Raw genomic sequence first — 16674 nt, 5'->3', positions numbered from 1 at the left:
ATGGGGGATACTGCATATGACGGAAAAAGTGAAAATCGTAACACTTGGCTGTGAGAAAAACCTGGTTGACTCGGAAATAATGTCAGGCCTAATCGATCAGAGAGGCTATCGGCTTGTTGAGAATCATGAAGAGGCGACGGTCATTATCGTTAATACCTGCGGATTTATTGACGCTGCTAAAGAGGAATCGGTGAATACGATTTTGGATTTAGCTGATTTAAAAGAGACGGCGAAGCTGAAAGCGCTCATTGTATCTGGCTGCCTGACCCAGCGTTACAAGCAGGCCTTAATGGAAGAAATGCCGGAGATCGACGGCATCGTCGGAACCGGAGATTTTTATAATATCACTCAGATCGTGGATGAAGCATTAAAGGGCAAGAAGCCGATTCAAGTCGGGAATCCGGTGTTTAATTATGAAGAGGCGCTTCCTCGCAAAGTATCGACGGCTAAGTATACTACATATGTGAAAATAGCGGAGGGCTGCGATAACAATTGTACTTTTTGCAGCATTCCGATTATGCGCGGGAATTTCCGCAGTCGCTCGATGAAATCGATCGTGGCTGAGGTGAAGCTCATGGCTTCTCAAGGGGTCAAAGAGATCAGTCTAATCGCCCAGGACTCCACCAATTACGGTACGGATCTTTATGGTGAATATAAACTCGCAGAGCTGATGGGCATGGTTACGGAGGTTGACGGCATCGAATGGGTGCGGCTGCACTATGCATACCCGGGCTTTTTCACGGATGAATTGATTGAAATGATCGCGACGAATCCAAAGATATGCAAATATGTTGACATGCCGCTGCAGCATAGCGAGGATGCCGTGCTCAAACGGATGCGCCGTCCCGGACGCAATCGCGATATTCGCGAACTGATTGCCAAAATACGTTCCCGCATTCCGAATGTTTCGTTGCGAACTTCGCTCATCGTTGGTTTTCCGGGGGAGACGGAAGAGGATTTTGCGCGCTTATGCGATTTCGTAAGGGAGATCAAATTTGACCGATTGGGCGTATTTACCTATTCGAAGGAAGAAGATACGCCAGCCTCAAGGCTGCCGGATCAAGTCCCGGATGAGGTGAAAGAGTGGCGCGCCACTACGCTGATGGAAATTCAGCGGGAGGTTTCTAATCAGAATGCCAGCAAATTTGTAGGACAAGTTCTGGACGTACTTGTGGAGCGTTATGATGGGCGAAGTGATGTCTATATCGGACGTTCACAATATGATGCTCCCGAAATAGATGGTGAAGTGTATGTAACGAACTGTCCCGTCGGTATCGGCGAGATGGCCAAGGTGCGGATTACGCATGCTTATGAATATGATTTGTCCGGGGAGGGTGTCCTTTGAACTTACCCAATCGCATTACAATTGCCCGAATTTTTATGATTCCAGTCATGCTCATCTTTTTGCTGGTGGATTTGCAATGGTGGTCTTATGAGCTGTCGCTGGGTGCATATACGCTGCCAGTAAATCAGTTGATTGGAGCTTTACTGTTTATTGTGGCAGCCAGCACGGACGGCATCGATGGATATATCGCCCGCAAGCATAATTTAGTTACCAATCTTGGCAAGCTGCTGGATCCGCTTGCAGATAAACTGCTGGTTGCCGCAGTGTTGGTTGCGCTTGTTGCGATGGGCGAGATTGAAGCGATCATTGCGATCATTATCATTAGCCGTGAATTCGCGGTGACCGGCCTGAGGGAAATTGCATTGCTGGAAGGTTCGGTAATTGCGGCAAGCAAGTGGGGGAAGGCGAAGACCATTGCTCAAATCATTGCAATCTCGGCGCTGCTTCTGAACAATTTTCCTTTTGAATGGCTTAACATTCCATTTGATGAGATCTCGATTTGGATTGCTACATTGATCACGATTTATTCGGGTATCGATTATTTTGTAAAGAATAAAAAATTGCTTTCATTCTCTAAAAGTTAATTGGAGAACTGACAGTTGTATTTAGCGGGTAGAAGGAGACGTTGGGATATGAAAGCTGAAATTATCGCCGTAGGCACCGAGCTTTTGCTCGGACAAATTGTGAACACGAATGCCCAGTTTTTGTCTCAGGAATTGGCGTCTCTCGGGATTGACGTGTATTTTCAAACCGTTGTTGGCGACAATATGGATCGTTTGCGCCAAGCGATTGAAACCGCCGAATCCAGGGCGGATGTGCTCATTTTCTCGGGCGGCATCGGGCCGACGCAGGACGATCTAACGAAAGAGGCTCTTGCCTCGGTTCTTGGGAGAAATCTCCATTATGACCGGATGGCGATGGATAACATCGATCGGTTCTTTCAGGGCCGGAATATTCCTATGACCGAGAACAATCGGCGGCAGGCGCACGCCATCGATGGATGCACGCCGCTGCCGAATGAGACGGGGCTCGCTGTGGGGAACGCTATCGCTCATAATGGCAAGTTCTATATTGTATTGCCTGGGCCGCCGAAAGAGTTGATTCCTATGTTTCAAAATCAGGCGAAAACCTGGATATTGCAGCATGTACTGACGCATGAGAAGCCGATTTATTCCAAAATGCTGAAATTTGCGGGGATTGGCGAATCTGCACTGGAGACTCGGGTCATCGATTTGATCGAGAAACAAATCGATCCGACAGTAGCTCCTTATGCCAAGGAGAGTGAGGTTACTCTGCGCATTACAACGAAGGCGGACAGCGAGAGCGAAGCAATGGCCAAGCTGGATACGCTGGAGAAGGAGATCGCCTCCCGGCTTGGAGAACATATGTATGCTACCGGAGATATACCGATCGAAAAAACGATTGTCGATATGCTGACTGAGCTGAACCTTACGGTGAGCTGTGCGGAAAGCTGTACTGGCGGCCTTTTGATGCAGACCTTGACCTCGATTCCAGGCAGCGCTGCGGTGTTTCATGGCGGAATCGTCTGCTATTCCAATGAAATGAAAGAAAAGCTGCTCCACGTCCCTCATGATATGCTTGAGGGCGAAAACGCTCCCGGCGCTGTCAGTGCTGAGACGGCCAAGGTGCTTGCTGAGCAAGTGCGGATGATCGTGGATACGGATTTCGGCTTGTCGATTACCGGCGTGGCTGGTCCTGGCTACTCGGAGCGCAAGCCTGTCGGCCTTGTATACATCGGCATCTCGCGCCGCGGGCAGGATACCCGTGTTCTTGAACTGAACCTGAAGGGGAACCGGGAGACGATTCGGATTCGCTCCACGAAGACGATTCTCTACCACCTTTGGAAGCAACTGAAAGAGATAGCTGGCGAAGCGTAATCATATTGCAAGTGTGCATGCTTCGATGTATAATGTGATCACGGAAGAACCGTAGCCTAACTGATTTGTTGCGCTGCGGTTCTTTTTTTGTTTGATCGGGTGACGACCCATTCGGTGTCATAGAATTGCTGCAGCACTTATTTATCTAACACTGTGTTTGGATCTGAACAGACGCAAGCGAATCCTGAAGGGAGAGCGCTCTCCCAGCGGGAAGTAGAACAGCCCGCACGAACGTAACGCCCAGCCCAATACCCAAGAGTGTACCATCAAAAGATCCCTGCACCGGACGCAAGCGAATCCCGTAGGGAGAGCGTCCCCCTGGCACGAAGTAGAAGCAAATCGCACCATCGTAACTTCCAGCACCATCTTGCAGGAGTGCCGACCAAGAGCGTACCCGTAGGGTGACAAGCGGCTCCTTGCAGCTAAAGCAGCTCGGGTGCACCACCTTGGCTCCTTGAGCAGCGTGTTTCCAGGTAACCCAGGTGAACCCAACGTAAGACGTACCCGAAGGGGGAAAAGCGTTCCACGCACAAACTCAGAGCGCATCCCCAAAGGGAACAGCGGGCAGGAGCGCCTCTGCACCTCCCACGTTCCTCCAATTGGCGGGAGTCCTGAGGGCTGCAAGCCCTACGGGGGCCCTCCCTTATGGTAAGGGAGGGTTTGGGAGGGATGAGACCCCCGAATGTATGTTCGAAAAAATGCTTGGCAAACGTTCCAAAACAAGGTACAATTACAAATGTGAAGTCCTACGATTAATCAATTTGATAAGGATGTGAGCTAATTGTCAGATCGTCGTGCAGCGCTGGATATGGCGCTTCGTCAAATAGAAAAGCAATTCGGTAAAGGTTCGATTATGAAGCTAGGTGAATCCACTCATATGCAGGTGGAAATTGTACCCAGTGGTTCAATAGCGTTGGATATAGCACTTGGAACAGGCGGTTTGCCGCGCGGCCGAATTATTGAAGTTTACGGGCCGGAATCCTCAGGTAAGACGACGGTGGCTCTGCATGCCATTGCAGAAGTTCAGAAAATTGGCGGACAAGCTGCGTTCATCGATGCGGAGCATGCGCTTGATCCATCTTATGCCAGCAAGCTTGGCGTTAATATTGATGAACTGCTGCTTTCCCAACCGGATACTGGGGAGCAGGCGCTTGAAATTGCGGAAGCGCTCGTAAGAAGCGGTGCTGTTGATATTATCGTCATCGACTCCGTTGCGGCGCTGGTTCCGAAAGCGGAGATTGAAGGCGAAATGGGAGATTCGCACGTCGGTTTACAGGCGAGATTGATGTCTCAGGCGCTTCGTAAGCTGTCGGGAGCGATCAGCAAATCGAAGACGATTGCGATCTTCATTAACCAATTGCGTGAGAAAGTCGGCGTTATGTTCGGTAATCCGGAGACAACACCTGGCGGACGGGCTCTAAAGTTCTACTCTACGATTCGCCTGGATGTACGCCGCATAGAGACGATCAAGATGGGGAATGATATGGTTGGTAACCGCACGCGGGTGAAGGTTGTCAAGAATAAAGTAGCACCTCCCTTCAAGCAGGCTGAGATTGATATCATGTACGGTGAAGGTATCTCCAGAGAAGGCAGCATTATTGATATCGGCGTAGAGCATGACATTGTCGACAAGAGCGGAGCTTGGTATTCTTATACCGGGGAGCGTCTTGGCCAGGGCCGCGAGAATGCGAAGCAATATTTGAAGGATAACCCGCAAATCGCTGACGCGATTGAACAGAAAATTCGTGAAGCCAGCAATTTGACAACGGTTGTTCCTTCGGCATCGGCTAACGAGTTAGAGGAAGAAGCGAAAGAAGAGCAGGCGCTTTTCGACGAAGAATAATTTATAATGATATGCGCTCTGTAATCTGGTGTACTCCAGAACAGAGCGCTTTTATTTTATATTAGGGGACACGAACCGCGAGCTATGTTATTCTACGTGAGTGATAAGATGAACGGCAGCAAGGAGGATTGTTTGATGTACGAGCAATGCGGTAATCGAAAGATGCCGAACCCCTCAAAGAAAGGGGAAAGGCACTTGGAGGAAGCCAAGGGAATAGTTGATATTTCTGAAGAACGTTTTTGGGGAAATACTAAAGGAGAATCCTTTAACGAGGAACCAAGGTTTGCGGATTTCCCGGAGGATGGAGAGTTGGAAATTACGAGGGTGGAAGCCCTAAAGCGGCCTAAGTTTCGTTATCGGATACATTTTGGTTCCTATTCCATTGAAGTTCATGAAGATGTCATGATTAAATATCGGATGATCAAGGGTACGGCATTTGCCAAAGTTGACCTGGAAGAGATCATTGCTGCGGATGAGCGGCAGAGAAGCTACGGCGATGCTCTCTTGTATTTGAGCCGCAAGCCGCGTACGGCTTATGAAATCGCTTTGCGCCTTGGAGAGAAGGGGTGGAGTGAAGATACGGTAAGCGACGTGATTCACAGGCTAATGCAAGAGAAGTTGGTAGATGATGCCGCATACGCTCAGGAATGGGCCAGACAGCGCGTAGGGAATCGCGGGAAGGGAAAACTATGGGTTCGTCATGAGTTGCGTCAGAAGGGCATTGCAAAGCCTTTAATTGAGGATGCGCTTGGCGAGGTCAGCGAAGAGGAAGAGTACAACAGTGCATTCCAACTGGGGCTGAAGAAATGGAATGCTACAAAAGGTGAATTTATGGAAAGGAAACGTAAGACGGGAGCATTTTTAATGCGCAGGGGATACTCTGGAGGACTTGTTTCCAAAGTCATCCGCGAATTGGCCGATCAGGAAGGTCGGAAAAATACAGAGGATTGGGAAGAGGAATAGGCCCGTTGGAGGGGATGCTGTCAATTGCTTGACAATATCTTTCGTCAAATAATAAAATGTCTATATGCACAGAGTCCTTTTTTCCTTCCAAAATTATGACTCTGTACACATTCTATTCGCCAATCATGAAGGCTTATAACGAATTGGCTCATGATTTACGATGAGCAGCCTACCTGAATCGGCCTGTATTCGATTCTTAGTAATGATGATGAATTGAGAAAGTTAACTACAACTGCAAGTATCCCAAGGAATGCCTTGGAGGAATCAACGGGGAGGTGAACAGATGCATGATGGAGTCTGGGTCGCTCTCGTTGCAGCCGCTTTATTCTTTGGGTTCGTGATCGGATATTTTATTCGCAAATCTCTTGCAGAAGCTAAAATTTCCAGTGCGGAACACGCTGCAAGTCAAATCTTGGAAAGCGCAAAGAAAGACGCAGAAGCACTGAAGAAAGAAACAGTTCTGGAGGCTAAGGACGAAGTCCATAAAATCCGGACTGAAGCTGATAAAGACATTCGTGAACGTCGGAATGAAGTTCAACGGCAAGAAAGACGATTGTTGCAAAAGGAAGAGTCGCTGGATAAAAAATTGGAATCGCTCGAACGAAAAGAAGAGCAGGTGGCAGGCAAAGAGAAGCGAATTGAAGAAACACAGCAGCAAATTGACCAGATTTATAAAAATCAAGTTCAGGAATTGGAGCGGATCTCCAACTTAACGATGGAGGATGCGAGAGTCATTATCCTGAATAATGTGGAGCAGGAAGTACGCCATGAGACGGCGCAGCTGATTAAAGATATTGAACAGCAGGCGAAAGAGGAAGCCGATAAGAAATCGCGTGAAATCATTACGCTGGCTATTCAACGGTGCGCGGCCGATCATGTTGCGGAAACAACTGTTTCTGTCGTAGCGTTGCCGAACGAAGAGATGAAGGGACGGATCATCGGTCGCGAAGGCCGGAATATCCGAGCTCTGGAGACACTGACCGGGATCGATCTCATTATTGACGATACGCCGGAAGCGGTCATCTTGTCAGGCTTTGATCCGATTCGTCGCGAAATCGCCCGTACTGCACTGGAGAAGCTGGTGGCAGATGGACGGATTCACCCGGCACGGATTGAAGAAATGGTTGAAAAGTCGCGCCGCGAGGTGGATGAACGGATCCGTGAATACGGTGAACAAGCGACTTTCGAAGTTGGTGTTCATGCGCTTCATCCGGATCTGATCAAAATTTTGGGACGTCTTAAATTCCGGACAAGCTACGGTCAGAACGTGCTGAAGCATTCGATGGAAGTTGCTTATTTGGCGGGCCTGATGGCTGGCGAATTAGGCGAAGATATCGTTCTGGCTAAGCGGGCGGGACTGCTGCATGATATCGGTAAAGCGCTTGATCATGAAGTGGAAGGATCTCATGTCGAGATCGGCGTGGAACTGGCTAAGAAGTACAAGGAGCATCCGGTGGTTATTAATAGTATTGCATCCCATCACGGGGATTGCGAGGCTACATCGGTGATCGCCATGCTGGTTGGTGCGGCTGATGCCTTGTCAGCGGCAAGACCTGGCGCTCGTCGCGAAACGCTGGAGACGTATATCCGGCGTCTGGAGAAACTGGAAGAAATCTCGGAATCGTTCGAAGGCGTGGAGAAATCCTATGCCATTCAAGCTGGACGCGAAGTTCGCGTCATGGTGCAGCCTGATAAAATCGACGATGCAGAAGCATTCCGGCTGGCCAGAGATATTACGAAGACGATTGAGAATGAACTGGATTATCCAGGACATATCAAAGTTACAGTCATTCGTGAGACGCGGGCGGTTGAATACGCAAAGTAAAGCTAATGCTGAGAAAGTGGCCCTTACGGGGCCGCTTTTTCTCATTGCTTATGAGATAAGAATATTGATTTTTAGGGAGGAACCGATCATTAAGGTCTTATTTATCGGAGATATCGTTGGAAGTACGGGCCGCAAAGCACTGAAGCAAACGCTGCCGCAATTGAAATCTAAATATAACCCGCAGATCATCATTGCCAATGGTGAGAATGCTGCAGGGGGAAGAGGGATCACTGCAGCGATTGCCAAAGAGTTTTTCGAGCTTGGCGTACATGGCCTTACAATGGGAAATCACACATGGGATAATAAGGAAATATTTGAATTTATCGATGATGAGCCGCGGATGATTCGGCCAGCCAATTTCCCGCCAGGTACACCAGGGCTCGGCCATACGGTAATTAAAGCAAATGGGAAGGAACTGGCAATCGTTAATTTAATGGGGAGAACCTTTCTTCCAGCAATTGACGATCCATTCCGGGCGGCAGATGACATCATAGGAAAATTAGCAAAGAAACACAAATGCATTCTCGTGGATTTTCACGCAGAGGCTACTTCGGAGAAAATTGCCATGGGCTGGCATCTGGATGGCCGGGCCTCCCTTGTCGTAGGCACGCACACGCATGTGCAAAGCAACGACGATATTATACTGCCACAGGGAACCGCTTATTTGACCGATGTAGGCATGGTTGGCTCGCGTGAAGGCATCCTTGGCATGGAAAAGGAAGCTGTGCTGCGCAAATTCACGACGCAGCTGCCTGTGCGCTTTCAAGTATGCGAAGGGAAGTGGCATTTCCATGCGGTTGTTGTGGACATTGATGAGTCTACAGGCCGTGCCAAGAAGATTCAAAAAATTCGTCTGCTGGAAGATGAATGGATCATGGAGTAGGACAAGGGCAATAGCTTGAAAGACGGTTGCGGAAGACGGGGCCGTGGGAAAAAGCAGGAATTTTTTCACTTCTACCGAATATCTTCTAAGTAGTGGAATCAACCATTATTCCCAGGGAGGTACTTACCATGGAAGTATTAAAAGTTTCAGCAAAATCCAATCCCAACTCCGTTGCCGGTGCGCTTGCTGGAGTTCTTAGAGAACGAGGCGCTGCTGAACTTCAAGCCATTGGGGCCGGTGCTCTGAACCAAGCTATTAAAGCGGTAGCGATAGCCCGGGGATTCGTCGCACCTAGCGGTGTTGACTTGATTTGTATTCCGGCGTTTACTGACATTGTCATCGATGGGGAAGATCGTACAGCCATTAAACTGATCGTTGAGCCTAGATAAAATAATACATCGTTCGAGGAATTAGATACCTGTTTACGAGGATATTGACGTAGACAGGTTTTTTGCGTTTAGGGGGACATATTGTTGACTCATCGTTTCACTTCACGGTAGAAAGGTGTAATCAGCTAATGAAAAGCGGGGTGACGAGGTTGAAATTAAAAGTCGTCGATTTCCATTGTGATGCATTGAGCAAAATGCGGATTCATCCTGATATGGATTTCAATAGAGACGATAGGCTTGACGTAACGATGGAACGAATGAAACAAGGTAATGTGATGCTGCAGTGCTTTGCTATTTTTTTATCCAATAAGCTTGGTTCACCGAATGTGGAGCATATTCTGGATCAAATAGATATCTTCAAAACAAAGGTCATTCCGAGCGGCTTGTCTCCTATTCGCTGCGCCGAGGATTTGGAGCAATGGGAGCAAAGCGGCGGTTTGGGGGGCTTGCTGTCGCTGGAGGGGGCGGATGGGTTAGAAGGGAACTTGCATTACTTGCAAATCTGCTTTGATTTGGGCGTTCGTTGTCTCGGACTCACTTGGAATCATGCCAACTGGGCAGCAGATGGCATACTGGAGCCGCGCAACGGAGGATTCACGCTCAAAGGTCTCCAGCTGGTTCATTTATGCCATCAACTAGAAATGATACTGGATGTATCCCATCTATCGCAGAAAGGCTTCTGGGAGCTTGTAGAGCTCTCTGAGAAGGCGCGGCGTCCTTTCATAGCATCTCACTCAAATGCATACGAAATTTGCGATCATGTTAGAAATTTGCACGATGAACAAATTCAAGCTATTATACGGATGGACGGGCGAATTGGTGTGACATTTGTCCCATGGTTTGTGCAGAAGGGCGGCGCGCCGTCCAGCAAAGATCTACTACCGCATCTAGAGCATATATGTGCTTTAGGCGGGGAGAAAGCTATTATGTTCGGCTCAGATTTCGATGGAATCGAAAGTTATCTTTGTGATTTAGATCATTGCGGACGATATTCCGATTGGATCGAAACACTGCTGAAGCATTATCCGGAGCGCCTTGTACGAGGGTGGTTGTACGATAATGCAGTCGCTTTTTTACGCATGTGGCTGCCAAAAAAAGAGTAAGCGCTTTAATTAATCCAATCGTGAGATTGATATGATCGAAAACAACTATATGAGAAAAGGCTCGAAAACGCTTGCTTTTTATTTGTTTGCGACATAAAATTGACATGACTCTGAAACAGAATGTTCACAATTATGGAGACGGTGAATACTGTTTCCAAGTCAACATTCTAGCTGCACTATAAATATCTTAATAGTGCTATAGCGATACGATTAAAGGGGTGGGCGATCTTGATTAGTCAATTGTCTTGGAAGATCGGTGGACAGCAGGGTGAAGGCGTTGAAAGTACAGATCGAATTTTTTCGACGGCCTTAAACAGACTGGGATATTATTTATACGGGTATCGGCATTTTTCCTCCCGTATTAAAGGCGGCCATACGAATAACAAAATTCGGATCAGTACAATGCCGATTCGTGCAATTTCCGACGATTTGGACATTTTAGTCGCTTTTGACCAAGAAAGTATCGATTTGAATGCACACGAGCTTCGCAGCGGTGGCGTCATCGTGGCGGATGCTAAATTCAATCCTACTGTTCCTGAAGGTGTGGGCGCGACTCTTTTTGCAGTGCCGATCACGGCGATTGCGGAAGAGCTGGGTACTTCACTGATGAAGAATATGGTGGCGTCCGGAGCTTCTTGGGCGTTGCTCGGTCTACCGTTAGAAGTGTTTAACAAAGCTGTGGAAGAAGAGTTTGGCCGTAAAGGGCCTGCGATTGTGGAGAAGAATATCGAAGCGGTGAAGCGCGGTGCGGATTTCGTACTGGAGCTTGCTGGCGGGCCGATTGACAGCTTCAAGCTAGGCCCTGCTGACGGCAAGGAGAAGCTGTTCATGATCGGAAACGATGCGATCGGTCTTGGAGCGGTTGCTGCGGGCTGCCGAATCATGAGCGCATACCCGATCACACCGGCTTCCGAAATTATGGAATATTTGATTCAAAAACTACCGAAATTCGGTGGAACAGTGATTCAAACCGAAGATGAGATTGCGGCAATTACGATGGCGATCGGCTCGAACTATGCAGGCGTTCGAACGATGACCGCATCTGCCGGGCCTGGCTTGTCCCTGATGATGGAAGCGATCGGCCTTGCAGGAATGACGGAAACTCCTGTAGTTATCGTAGATACGCAGCGCGGAGGACCTAGTACAGGTCTGCCGACAAAGCAAGAGCAAAGTGATATTAACGCTCTGATCTATGGTACCCACGGTGAAATTCCAAAGATTGTAATTTCGCCAAGCTCAATTGAAGAATGCTTCTACGATACGATCGAAGCCTTCAATCTAGCTGATAAATATCAAGTGCCTGTTATTCTGGCGACGGATCTTCAGCTCTCTTTGGGCAAGCAGTCCTGCGAAATGCTCGATTACAACAAAATCGTCATTGATCGCGGATATGTGGTGAAGGATATTCCCGATCGTGAAGACGGCAGCATGTTCAACCGTTATGCATTTACGGAGAACGGCATATCCCCTAGGGTTCTGCCAGGGGAGAAGAACGGGATTCACCACGTTACCGGCGTAGAGCATGACGAGGCAGGGCGTCCATCGGAGAGCCCGATCAACCGCAAGAAAATGATGGATAAGCGTCTGCGCAAGTTGAATAAACTGCAAGTGACGAATCCAATCCATTTGCAGGCTCCGCATGCTGAGCCGGACATTCTTGTCATCGGCATGGGGTCAACGGGCGGCACGATCGATCAGGCGCGTACCCGTCTGGATGGCGAAGGCATCAAGACAAACCATATGACCGTGCGCTTGTTGCATCCGTTCCCGGTTGAAGAAGTGCTGCCGCAAATTAAAAAAGCGAAGAAAGTACTTGTCCTGGAAAATAACGCAACTGGCCAACTGGCCAACCTAATCAAGCAAAACGTCGGTTATCACGATAAAATTGTCAATGTGCTTAAATATGACGGTAATCCGTTCCTTCCTTCGGAAGTTTACAACGAATGCAAAAATGTAGCCGGGAATAAACCGCAGGAGGAGTTGGTGTAAATGGCAACTTTTAAAGAGTTTCGCAATAAAATTAAACCGAACTGGTGTCCAGGATGCGGAGACTTCTCCGTACAAGCTGCCATTCAACGCGCTGCGGCGAATGTAGGACTGGAGCCTGAGGGGCTGGCTGTCATTTCCGGAATCGGTTGTTCCGGCCGGATTTCTGGATATATAAATGCTTACGGACTGCATGGCATCCATGGCCGTGCGCTGCCGATTGCCCAAGGCGTGAAGCTGGCGAACCGTGATTTGACCGTCATCGCTTCCGGTGGAGACGGCGATGGCTTCGCAATTGGAATGGGTCATACCGTTCATGCGATTCGACGGAACATCAATATCACTTATATCGTTATGGATAATCAGATTTATGGTCTGACCAAAGGCCAAACTTCCCCGCGAAGCGGCGAAGGCTTCAAGACAAAGAGTACGCCGGAAGGCTCCATCGAATCGACATTGTCTCCACTTGAGGTGGCCCTTGCAGCGGGAGCTACTTTCGTAGCGCAATCCTTCTCGAGCGATCTGAAGCAGTTAACCTCCTTGATCGAACAAGGCATTCAGCATGAAGGCTTCTCATTGATCAACGTATTCAGCCCATGCGTGACGTTCAATAAAGTGAACACGTACGACTGGTTCAAGGAGAACATCATTAATCTGGATACTGTCGAGGGCTACGACCATACGAACCGTTTGGCTGCGATGACGAAGCTGATGGAAACGGGCAGCATGATCACCGGCTTGATCTATCAGAACAAACAGAAGAAGAGCTATGAGAACCTCGTGCACGGTTTCTCCCAGGAGCCGCTGGCGCATCAGTCGCTGGCATTGTCCCAGGCGGACTTTGACAATCTTGTTGCAGAATTTAGATAATACAGTGAAAGATGTCCTTTTTGGGAGGACATCTTTTTCTTTTTGTCTGATTTAGGTGTATAATGGGTAACGATGTGAAACGTCATCGACATAGAGAAAAAACTGAGGAGTGTTTGCAAAATGAGCAAAACAGTGCCAGTCGGCGTATCAGCGCGTCATATTCATTTGACCCAAGAACATATTGAGGCTTTGTTTGGACAAGGTTATCAGCTTACTGAATTCAAGCCGCTGTCCCAACCGGGACAATTCGCAGCAAATGAAACGGTTGCAGTTATCGGTTCGAAAGGTCAATTCGACAAAGTGCGTATACTAGGACCTGCACGTCCTGCTTCACAGCTTGAAATTTCCCGCACTGATTCCTTTGCGATCGGGGTAAAGGCGCCAGTTAGAGAATCTGGACATATTGAAGGCACACCGGGCATTAAGATTAAAGGCCCCGCCGGCGAGGTGGAATTGAACGAAGGAGTTATCGTAGCAGCTCGCCATATTCACTTCCATACCTCGGATGCCGAGAAATGGGATATTAAAGACAAGCAGATGCTAAAGGTTCGCCTGGGCGGTGAGCGCGGTTTAGTGCTGGAGAACGTCATTGCACGCGTATCTGATTCCTTTGCACTGGACATGCATATCGATACCGACGAAGCAAACGCAGCGGGAGCTAACAACGGCGATACGGCTGAGATCATTGACTAATTTCATTAAGTGAGCAATTAACGGGCTAACCCCAAGATAAACTTCTGGGGATAGCCCGTTTTAAATTGTGATCAGATCAACATTCCATTTTACGGTGCTGAAGTATTCTCGATGGATACCGCATGAGCGATGCAAGGAATCGTCTCGCCCTGCTGATAGGACAGAGGGGAGAGTAGGGCTCCTGTGGCAACGACTAGAATTTTATTAAGCTCGCCACGCTGCATTTGATTCAGCAAATGCCCATAGGTGACGACGGCCGAGCAGCCGCAGCCGCTTGCTCCAGCTTGTACCTGCTGTTTGGTGTAGTCATATATCATCATCCCACAATCCTTATAAATCGTACCTTCCATCGGAATTTGATGCTGGCGAAGCAGTTCCTTGGCAATTTCATAGCCCACTTTGGAGAGATCGCCGGTAACGATCAGATCATAATACGACGGCTCGATGTCCATGTCGCGGAAGTGGGCTTGCATGGTATCGACAGCCGCTGGTGCCATAGCCGCCCCCATATTAAACGGATCGCTGATGCCCATATCGATGACTCGGCCAATTGTAGCTGAAGTAACGGCAGGACCGTCGCCCTCGGGGGATATAATGGCCGCCCCGGAGCCGGTTACTGTAAATTGGGCGGTTGGAGGCTTTTGCGAGCCGTACTCGGTCGGGTATCTGAACTGCTTCTCTGCACTGGCATTATGGCTGCAGGTTCCGGCAAGCGCGTATTTAGCGCCCCCGTGATTGACGATGAAAGCGGCTAATGCGAGGCTCTCCATCGATGTGGAGCAGGCTCCGAACAACCCCAGATAAGGAATGCTGAGGGTTCTGGCGGCAAAACTACTGCTAATGATTTGATTCATTAGGTCTCCACCGAAATAAAATTGCACCTGATCCTTAGTTAATCCAGCTTTTTCGATCGCTAAACTGGTCGACTCTTCAATGAGCGTCTTCTCGGCCTTTTCCCAGCTTTCCTGTCCCAAATAGAGGTCTGCATGAATGATATCAAAGTCTTTGGCCAATGGCCCTTGACCTTCAAACGGGCCGACGATTGTCGCTTTGCTAATGATTTTTGGTTTGTTCTCAAATATCCAACTCTGGTGGCCTTTGAGCATCTCACGAACCTCCTCCTCCTATATAACCTGGTACAAACAAGGCATAGATGATGCCGATGACAAAAGCGGCAACAGTTCCAAATACGACAACGGAGCCGGCCAATTGGAACATTCCTGCGCCTACCCCTAGTACGAGACCTTCGCTTCGATGCTCTATAGCAGAGGATGCCATCGAGTTTGCGAACCCGGTAACAGGAACGGCGGAGCCTGCCCCAGCCCATTGGGCAATTTTGTCATACACCCCGAATGAGGTGAGGATGACGGCGATCAGGATCAAGACGGCTACTGTCGGATTGGAGGCGGATTTTTCATCAAAACCTCCATATTTCATGAACGCCTGACGTATGCATTCGCCGAGCAGGCATATTCCCCCGCCTACGATAAAAGCGCGCAGACAATTGCCCAAAACGGGACGCTGCGGCTCTTGCGTTTGCGCGAGCTTCTGATACTTTTGCTGCACCGGAGTCATTTTTTTATTTTGACTGCTCATTTTAAAACCTCCCTATTGAGACAGTATCGGTCTTACATCTTGGATAACCTGAATTAGCTGATTGGAACAGTCGGCATACATTTGCTTTGCCTCCGTATTTTCCGTGGAGAGCGCGAACAATTCCAGATCGGCTTCACATTTCTTCAGTTGAGCTAGCAGAGAGGCTTTCTCTTGGGGTTCGGGTACCTGCAGTTGATCATCGTACAAATCGACGTACAACTGGCCATAACCATCAACTTGCCCCAAAAAGACATTGTCTATCGATACTCCCAATTTCTCCAGCTCAGTATCCAGCCATGCTCGGTTTAATCCCAGCGTAGAAAGCGGCTCGTCCATCACTCTCCCGTCAAGGATCACGGCTTGAGACTCCGGTTCAGGGGCTACTTTAATGCCAAGGTGGGAAGGAGTTATAGGTTGATATTCACTCTTGAGCAGCACATTAACCTCACCGCTGGGCTCAATGACTGCAAATTCCACTTCGGCAGCTTTGAACACACTTTTTTTGCGAAGCTGCTCTAGTAGCTCTTCATTTGTCAGTTTCTCTTTCTTCAGGTTGTCTTCCATAATTTTTCCATCTTTAATCAGTATGGTGGCCTTGCTGTCAATCCAGTTTCTCGATCTCTTACTTTTTAATTGCAGCACTTCAATTCCGTAGGACACGAGCACCCAAACAACCAAAGAGACGATGCCCAAATACCAGTCCGTGTCGACATCTAGAGAGATATAAGCCGTGATACTCCCGATCGTGATCCCGGTAATATACTCAAATAAGGACAGTTGGGAAACCTGCCTTTTACCGAGCATCCGGGTCAGAAAAAACAGTACGACAACGGATACTAAGGTGCGTACAACAACCTCTAACCATAACGGCATGATTGATGCTCCTTTCACTGCCTCATAGGACAAACTCTGGTAAGCAAATTATGCGCAGAAGCAGGTTTTTTACTAACGCAAAATTTGGAATAAATGCACGATGTATGTTTTATGCGGGACTGGTGAAATTATGATGGCGCAAAGTAAAGTTAATGAATAAGGTGGTGAATCGAAAATGACCGTAGCAGCCCAAGTGAAAACAACACTGGCTTCTTTAAAAAGCGCTCAAGCGAATCTGGAGCAATTCGCCTTGAACACGCAGAACCAGGATGCAAAAAACTTGTTCACAACCGCGGCGCAGCAAACACAGCAAATCGTTGATCAAGTGTCGACGAGAGTTCAACAGCTGGAAAACGAAGAGCCGCAGTATAAAGGATTCTAATAGCTTATTTTAAAGCAGTTAAGCC

16 protein-coding genes are annotated in these 16674 nt (G+C 48.4%); 13 read left to right on the top strand and 3 right to left on the bottom strand.

Going from position 1 to position 16674, the window contains the following annotated elements:
* The first annotated feature begins 16 nt into the window (after positions 1-16).
* The 12 genes from rimO (at position 17) to pduL (ending at position 13798) form a co-directional block, all read left to right on the top strand.
* Positions 17-1345, top strand: coding sequence for a 30S ribosomal protein S12 methylthiotransferase RimO (rimO, locus tag CZ379_RS18990; protein WP_110933053.1), 1329 nt, complete (start codon positions 17-19; stop codon positions 1343-1345).
* A complete protein-coding gene (gene pgsA / locus CZ379_RS18985; RefSeq protein ID WP_110933052.1) occupies positions 1342-1929 on the top strand; it encodes a CDP-diacylglycerol--glycerol-3-phosphate 3-phosphatidyltransferase in 588 nt (195 codons plus the stop codon). The genes rimO and pgsA overlap by 4 nt, the downstream gene beginning before the upstream one ends.
* Before the next feature lie 48 nt (positions 1930-1977).
* Positions 1978-3243, top strand: coding sequence for a competence/damage-inducible protein A (locus CZ379_RS18980; protein ID WP_110933051.1), 1266 nt, complete (start codon positions 1978-1980; stop codon positions 3241-3243).
* Between the two features lie 781 nt (positions 3244-4024).
* Positions 4025-5086: a recombinase RecA gene (gene recA, locus CZ379_RS18975; protein ID WP_110933050.1), complete on the top strand. Its 1062-nt coding sequence runs from the start codon at positions 4025-4027 to the stop codon at positions 5084-5086.
* A gap of 135 nt (positions 5087-5221) precedes the next feature.
* On the top strand, positions 5222-6049 hold the full coding sequence (locus CZ379_RS18970; protein WP_234404956.1) for a regulatory protein RecX: 828 nt from the start codon (positions 5222-5224) through the stop codon (positions 6047-6049).
* 283 nt (positions 6050-6332) lie between these two features.
* Positions 6333-7874, top strand: a complete 1542-nt coding sequence (gene rny, locus CZ379_RS18965) for a ribonuclease Y (RefSeq protein WP_110933049.1) — start codon at positions 6333-6335, stop codon at positions 7872-7874.
* Positions 7875-7962: 88 nt separating this feature from the next.
* On the top strand, positions 7963-8757 hold the full coding sequence (locus CZ379_RS18960) for a TIGR00282 family metallophosphoesterase (RefSeq protein ID WP_110934461.1): 795 nt from the start codon (positions 7963-7965) through the stop codon (positions 8755-8757).
* Positions 8758-8885: 128 nt separating this feature from the next.
* A complete protein-coding gene (locus CZ379_RS18955) occupies positions 8886-9146 on the top strand; it encodes a stage V sporulation protein S (RefSeq protein ID WP_006286829.1) in 261 nt (86 codons plus the stop codon).
* 128 nt (positions 9147-9274) lie between these two features.
* Positions 9275-10249, top strand: a complete 975-nt coding sequence (locus CZ379_RS18950) for a dipeptidase (protein ID WP_199925685.1) — start codon at positions 9275-9277, stop codon at positions 10247-10249.
* A 228-nt stretch (positions 10250-10477) separates the two neighbouring features.
* Complete coding sequence (locus tag CZ379_RS18945; RefSeq protein ID WP_110933048.1) at positions 10478-12238, top strand: 2-oxoacid:acceptor oxidoreductase subunit alpha; 1761 nt, start codon at positions 10478-10480, stop codon at positions 12236-12238.
* Entirely contained in the window at positions 12239-13105 is an 867-nt protein-coding gene (locus CZ379_RS18940; RefSeq protein WP_110933047.1) for a 2-oxoacid:ferredoxin oxidoreductase subunit beta, read from the top strand.
* 120 nt (positions 13106-13225) lie between these two features.
* The gene (pduL, locus tag CZ379_RS18935; protein WP_110933046.1) at positions 13226-13798 is read left to right on the top strand and encodes a phosphate propanoyltransferase; all 573 of its coding nucleotides are present in this window, start codon (positions 13226-13228) and stop codon (positions 13796-13798) included.
* An 89-nt stretch (positions 13799-13887) separates the two neighbouring features.
* Here the strand turns inward: pduL and spoVAD are convergent, their stop codons facing one another.
* From spoVAD to CZ379_RS18920, 3 genes are read right to left on the bottom strand one after another with little or no spacing between them, the layout of a single operon-like run.
* Positions 13888-14904: a stage V sporulation protein AD gene (gene spoVAD / locus CZ379_RS18930; protein WP_110933045.1), complete on the bottom strand. Its 1017-nt coding sequence runs from the start codon at positions 14902-14904 to the stop codon at positions 13888-13890.
* Position 14905: 1 nt separating this feature from the next.
* Positions 14906-15394, bottom strand: coding sequence for a stage V sporulation protein AC (gene spoVAC, locus CZ379_RS18925; RefSeq protein ID WP_110933044.1), 489 nt, complete (start codon positions 15392-15394; stop codon positions 14906-14908).
* A 12-nt stretch (positions 15395-15406) separates the two neighbouring features.
* On the bottom strand, positions 15407-16267 hold the full coding sequence (locus CZ379_RS18920; protein WP_110933043.1) for a DUF421 domain-containing protein: 861 nt from the start codon (positions 16265-16267) through the stop codon (positions 15407-15409).
* 175 nt (positions 16268-16442) lie between these two features.
* Between CZ379_RS18920 and CZ379_RS18915 the strand changes: the two genes are divergently transcribed.
* Positions 16443-16649 carry a DUF1657 domain-containing protein gene (locus tag CZ379_RS18915; RefSeq protein WP_110933042.1) on the top strand — a complete coding sequence of 69 codons (207 nt, stop codon included), beginning with the start codon at positions 16443-16445 and terminating at the stop codon, positions 16647-16649.
* Positions 16650-16674 lie beyond the last annotated feature (25 nt).

Source organism: Paenibacillus bouchesdurhonensis, assembly GCF_900155685.1.
GTDB classification, from domain to species: Bacteria; Bacillota; Bacilli; order Paenibacillales; family Paenibacillaceae; genus Fontibacillus; species Fontibacillus bouchesdurhonensis.
Note: the sequence above shows the minus strand (reverse complement) of the source record. Positions and strands in the feature narration are given on the sequence as shown.

What these genes read in the sequence shown, in the direction of transcription:
- CZ379_RS18940 (WP_110933047.1), top strand. Translation starts at nt 12,239, where the DNA reads ATGGCAACTTTTAAAGAGTTTCGCAATAAAATTAAACCGAACTGGTGT.
- CZ379_RS18980 (WP_110933051.1), top strand. Translation starts at nt 1,978, where the DNA reads ATGAAAGCTGAAATTATCGCCGTAGGCACCGAGCTTTTGCTCGGACAA.
- pduL (WP_110933046.1), top strand. Translation starts at nt 13,226, where the DNA reads ATGAGCAAAACAGTGCCAGTCGGCGTATCAGCGCGTCATATTCATTTG.
- CZ379_RS18950 (WP_199925685.1), top strand. Translation starts at nt 9,275, where the DNA reads ATGAAAAGCGGGGTGACGAGGTTGAAATTAAAAGTCGTCGATTTCCAT.
- rny (WP_110933049.1), top strand. Translation starts at nt 6,333, where the DNA reads ATGCATGATGGAGTCTGGGTCGCTCTCGTTGCAGCCGCTTTATTCTTT.
- CZ379_RS18915 (WP_110933042.1), top strand. Translation starts at nt 16,443, where the DNA reads ATGACCGTAGCAGCCCAAGTGAAAACAACACTGGCTTCTTTAAAAAGC.
- spoVAC (WP_110933044.1), bottom strand. Translation starts at nt 15,394, where the DNA reads ATGAGCAGTCAAAATAAAAAAATGACTCCGGTGCAGCAAAAGTATCAG.
- CZ379_RS18920 (WP_110933043.1), bottom strand. Translation starts at nt 16,267, where the DNA reads ATGCCGTTATGGTTAGAGGTTGTTGTACGCACCTTAGTATCCGTTGTC.
- rimO (WP_110933053.1), top strand. Translation starts at nt 17, where the DNA reads ATGACGGAAAAAGTGAAAATCGTAACACTTGGCTGTGAGAAAAACCTG.
- CZ379_RS18970 (WP_234404956.1), top strand. Translation starts at nt 5,222, where the DNA reads ATGTACGAGCAATGCGGTAATCGAAAGATGCCGAACCCCTCAAAGAAA.
- CZ379_RS18955 (WP_006286829.1), top strand. Translation starts at nt 8,886, where the DNA reads ATGGAAGTATTAAAAGTTTCAGCAAAATCCAATCCCAACTCCGTTGCC.
- spoVAD (WP_110933045.1), bottom strand. Translation starts at nt 14,904, where the DNA reads ATGCTCAAAGGCCACCAGAGTTGGATATTTGAGAACAAACCAAAAATC.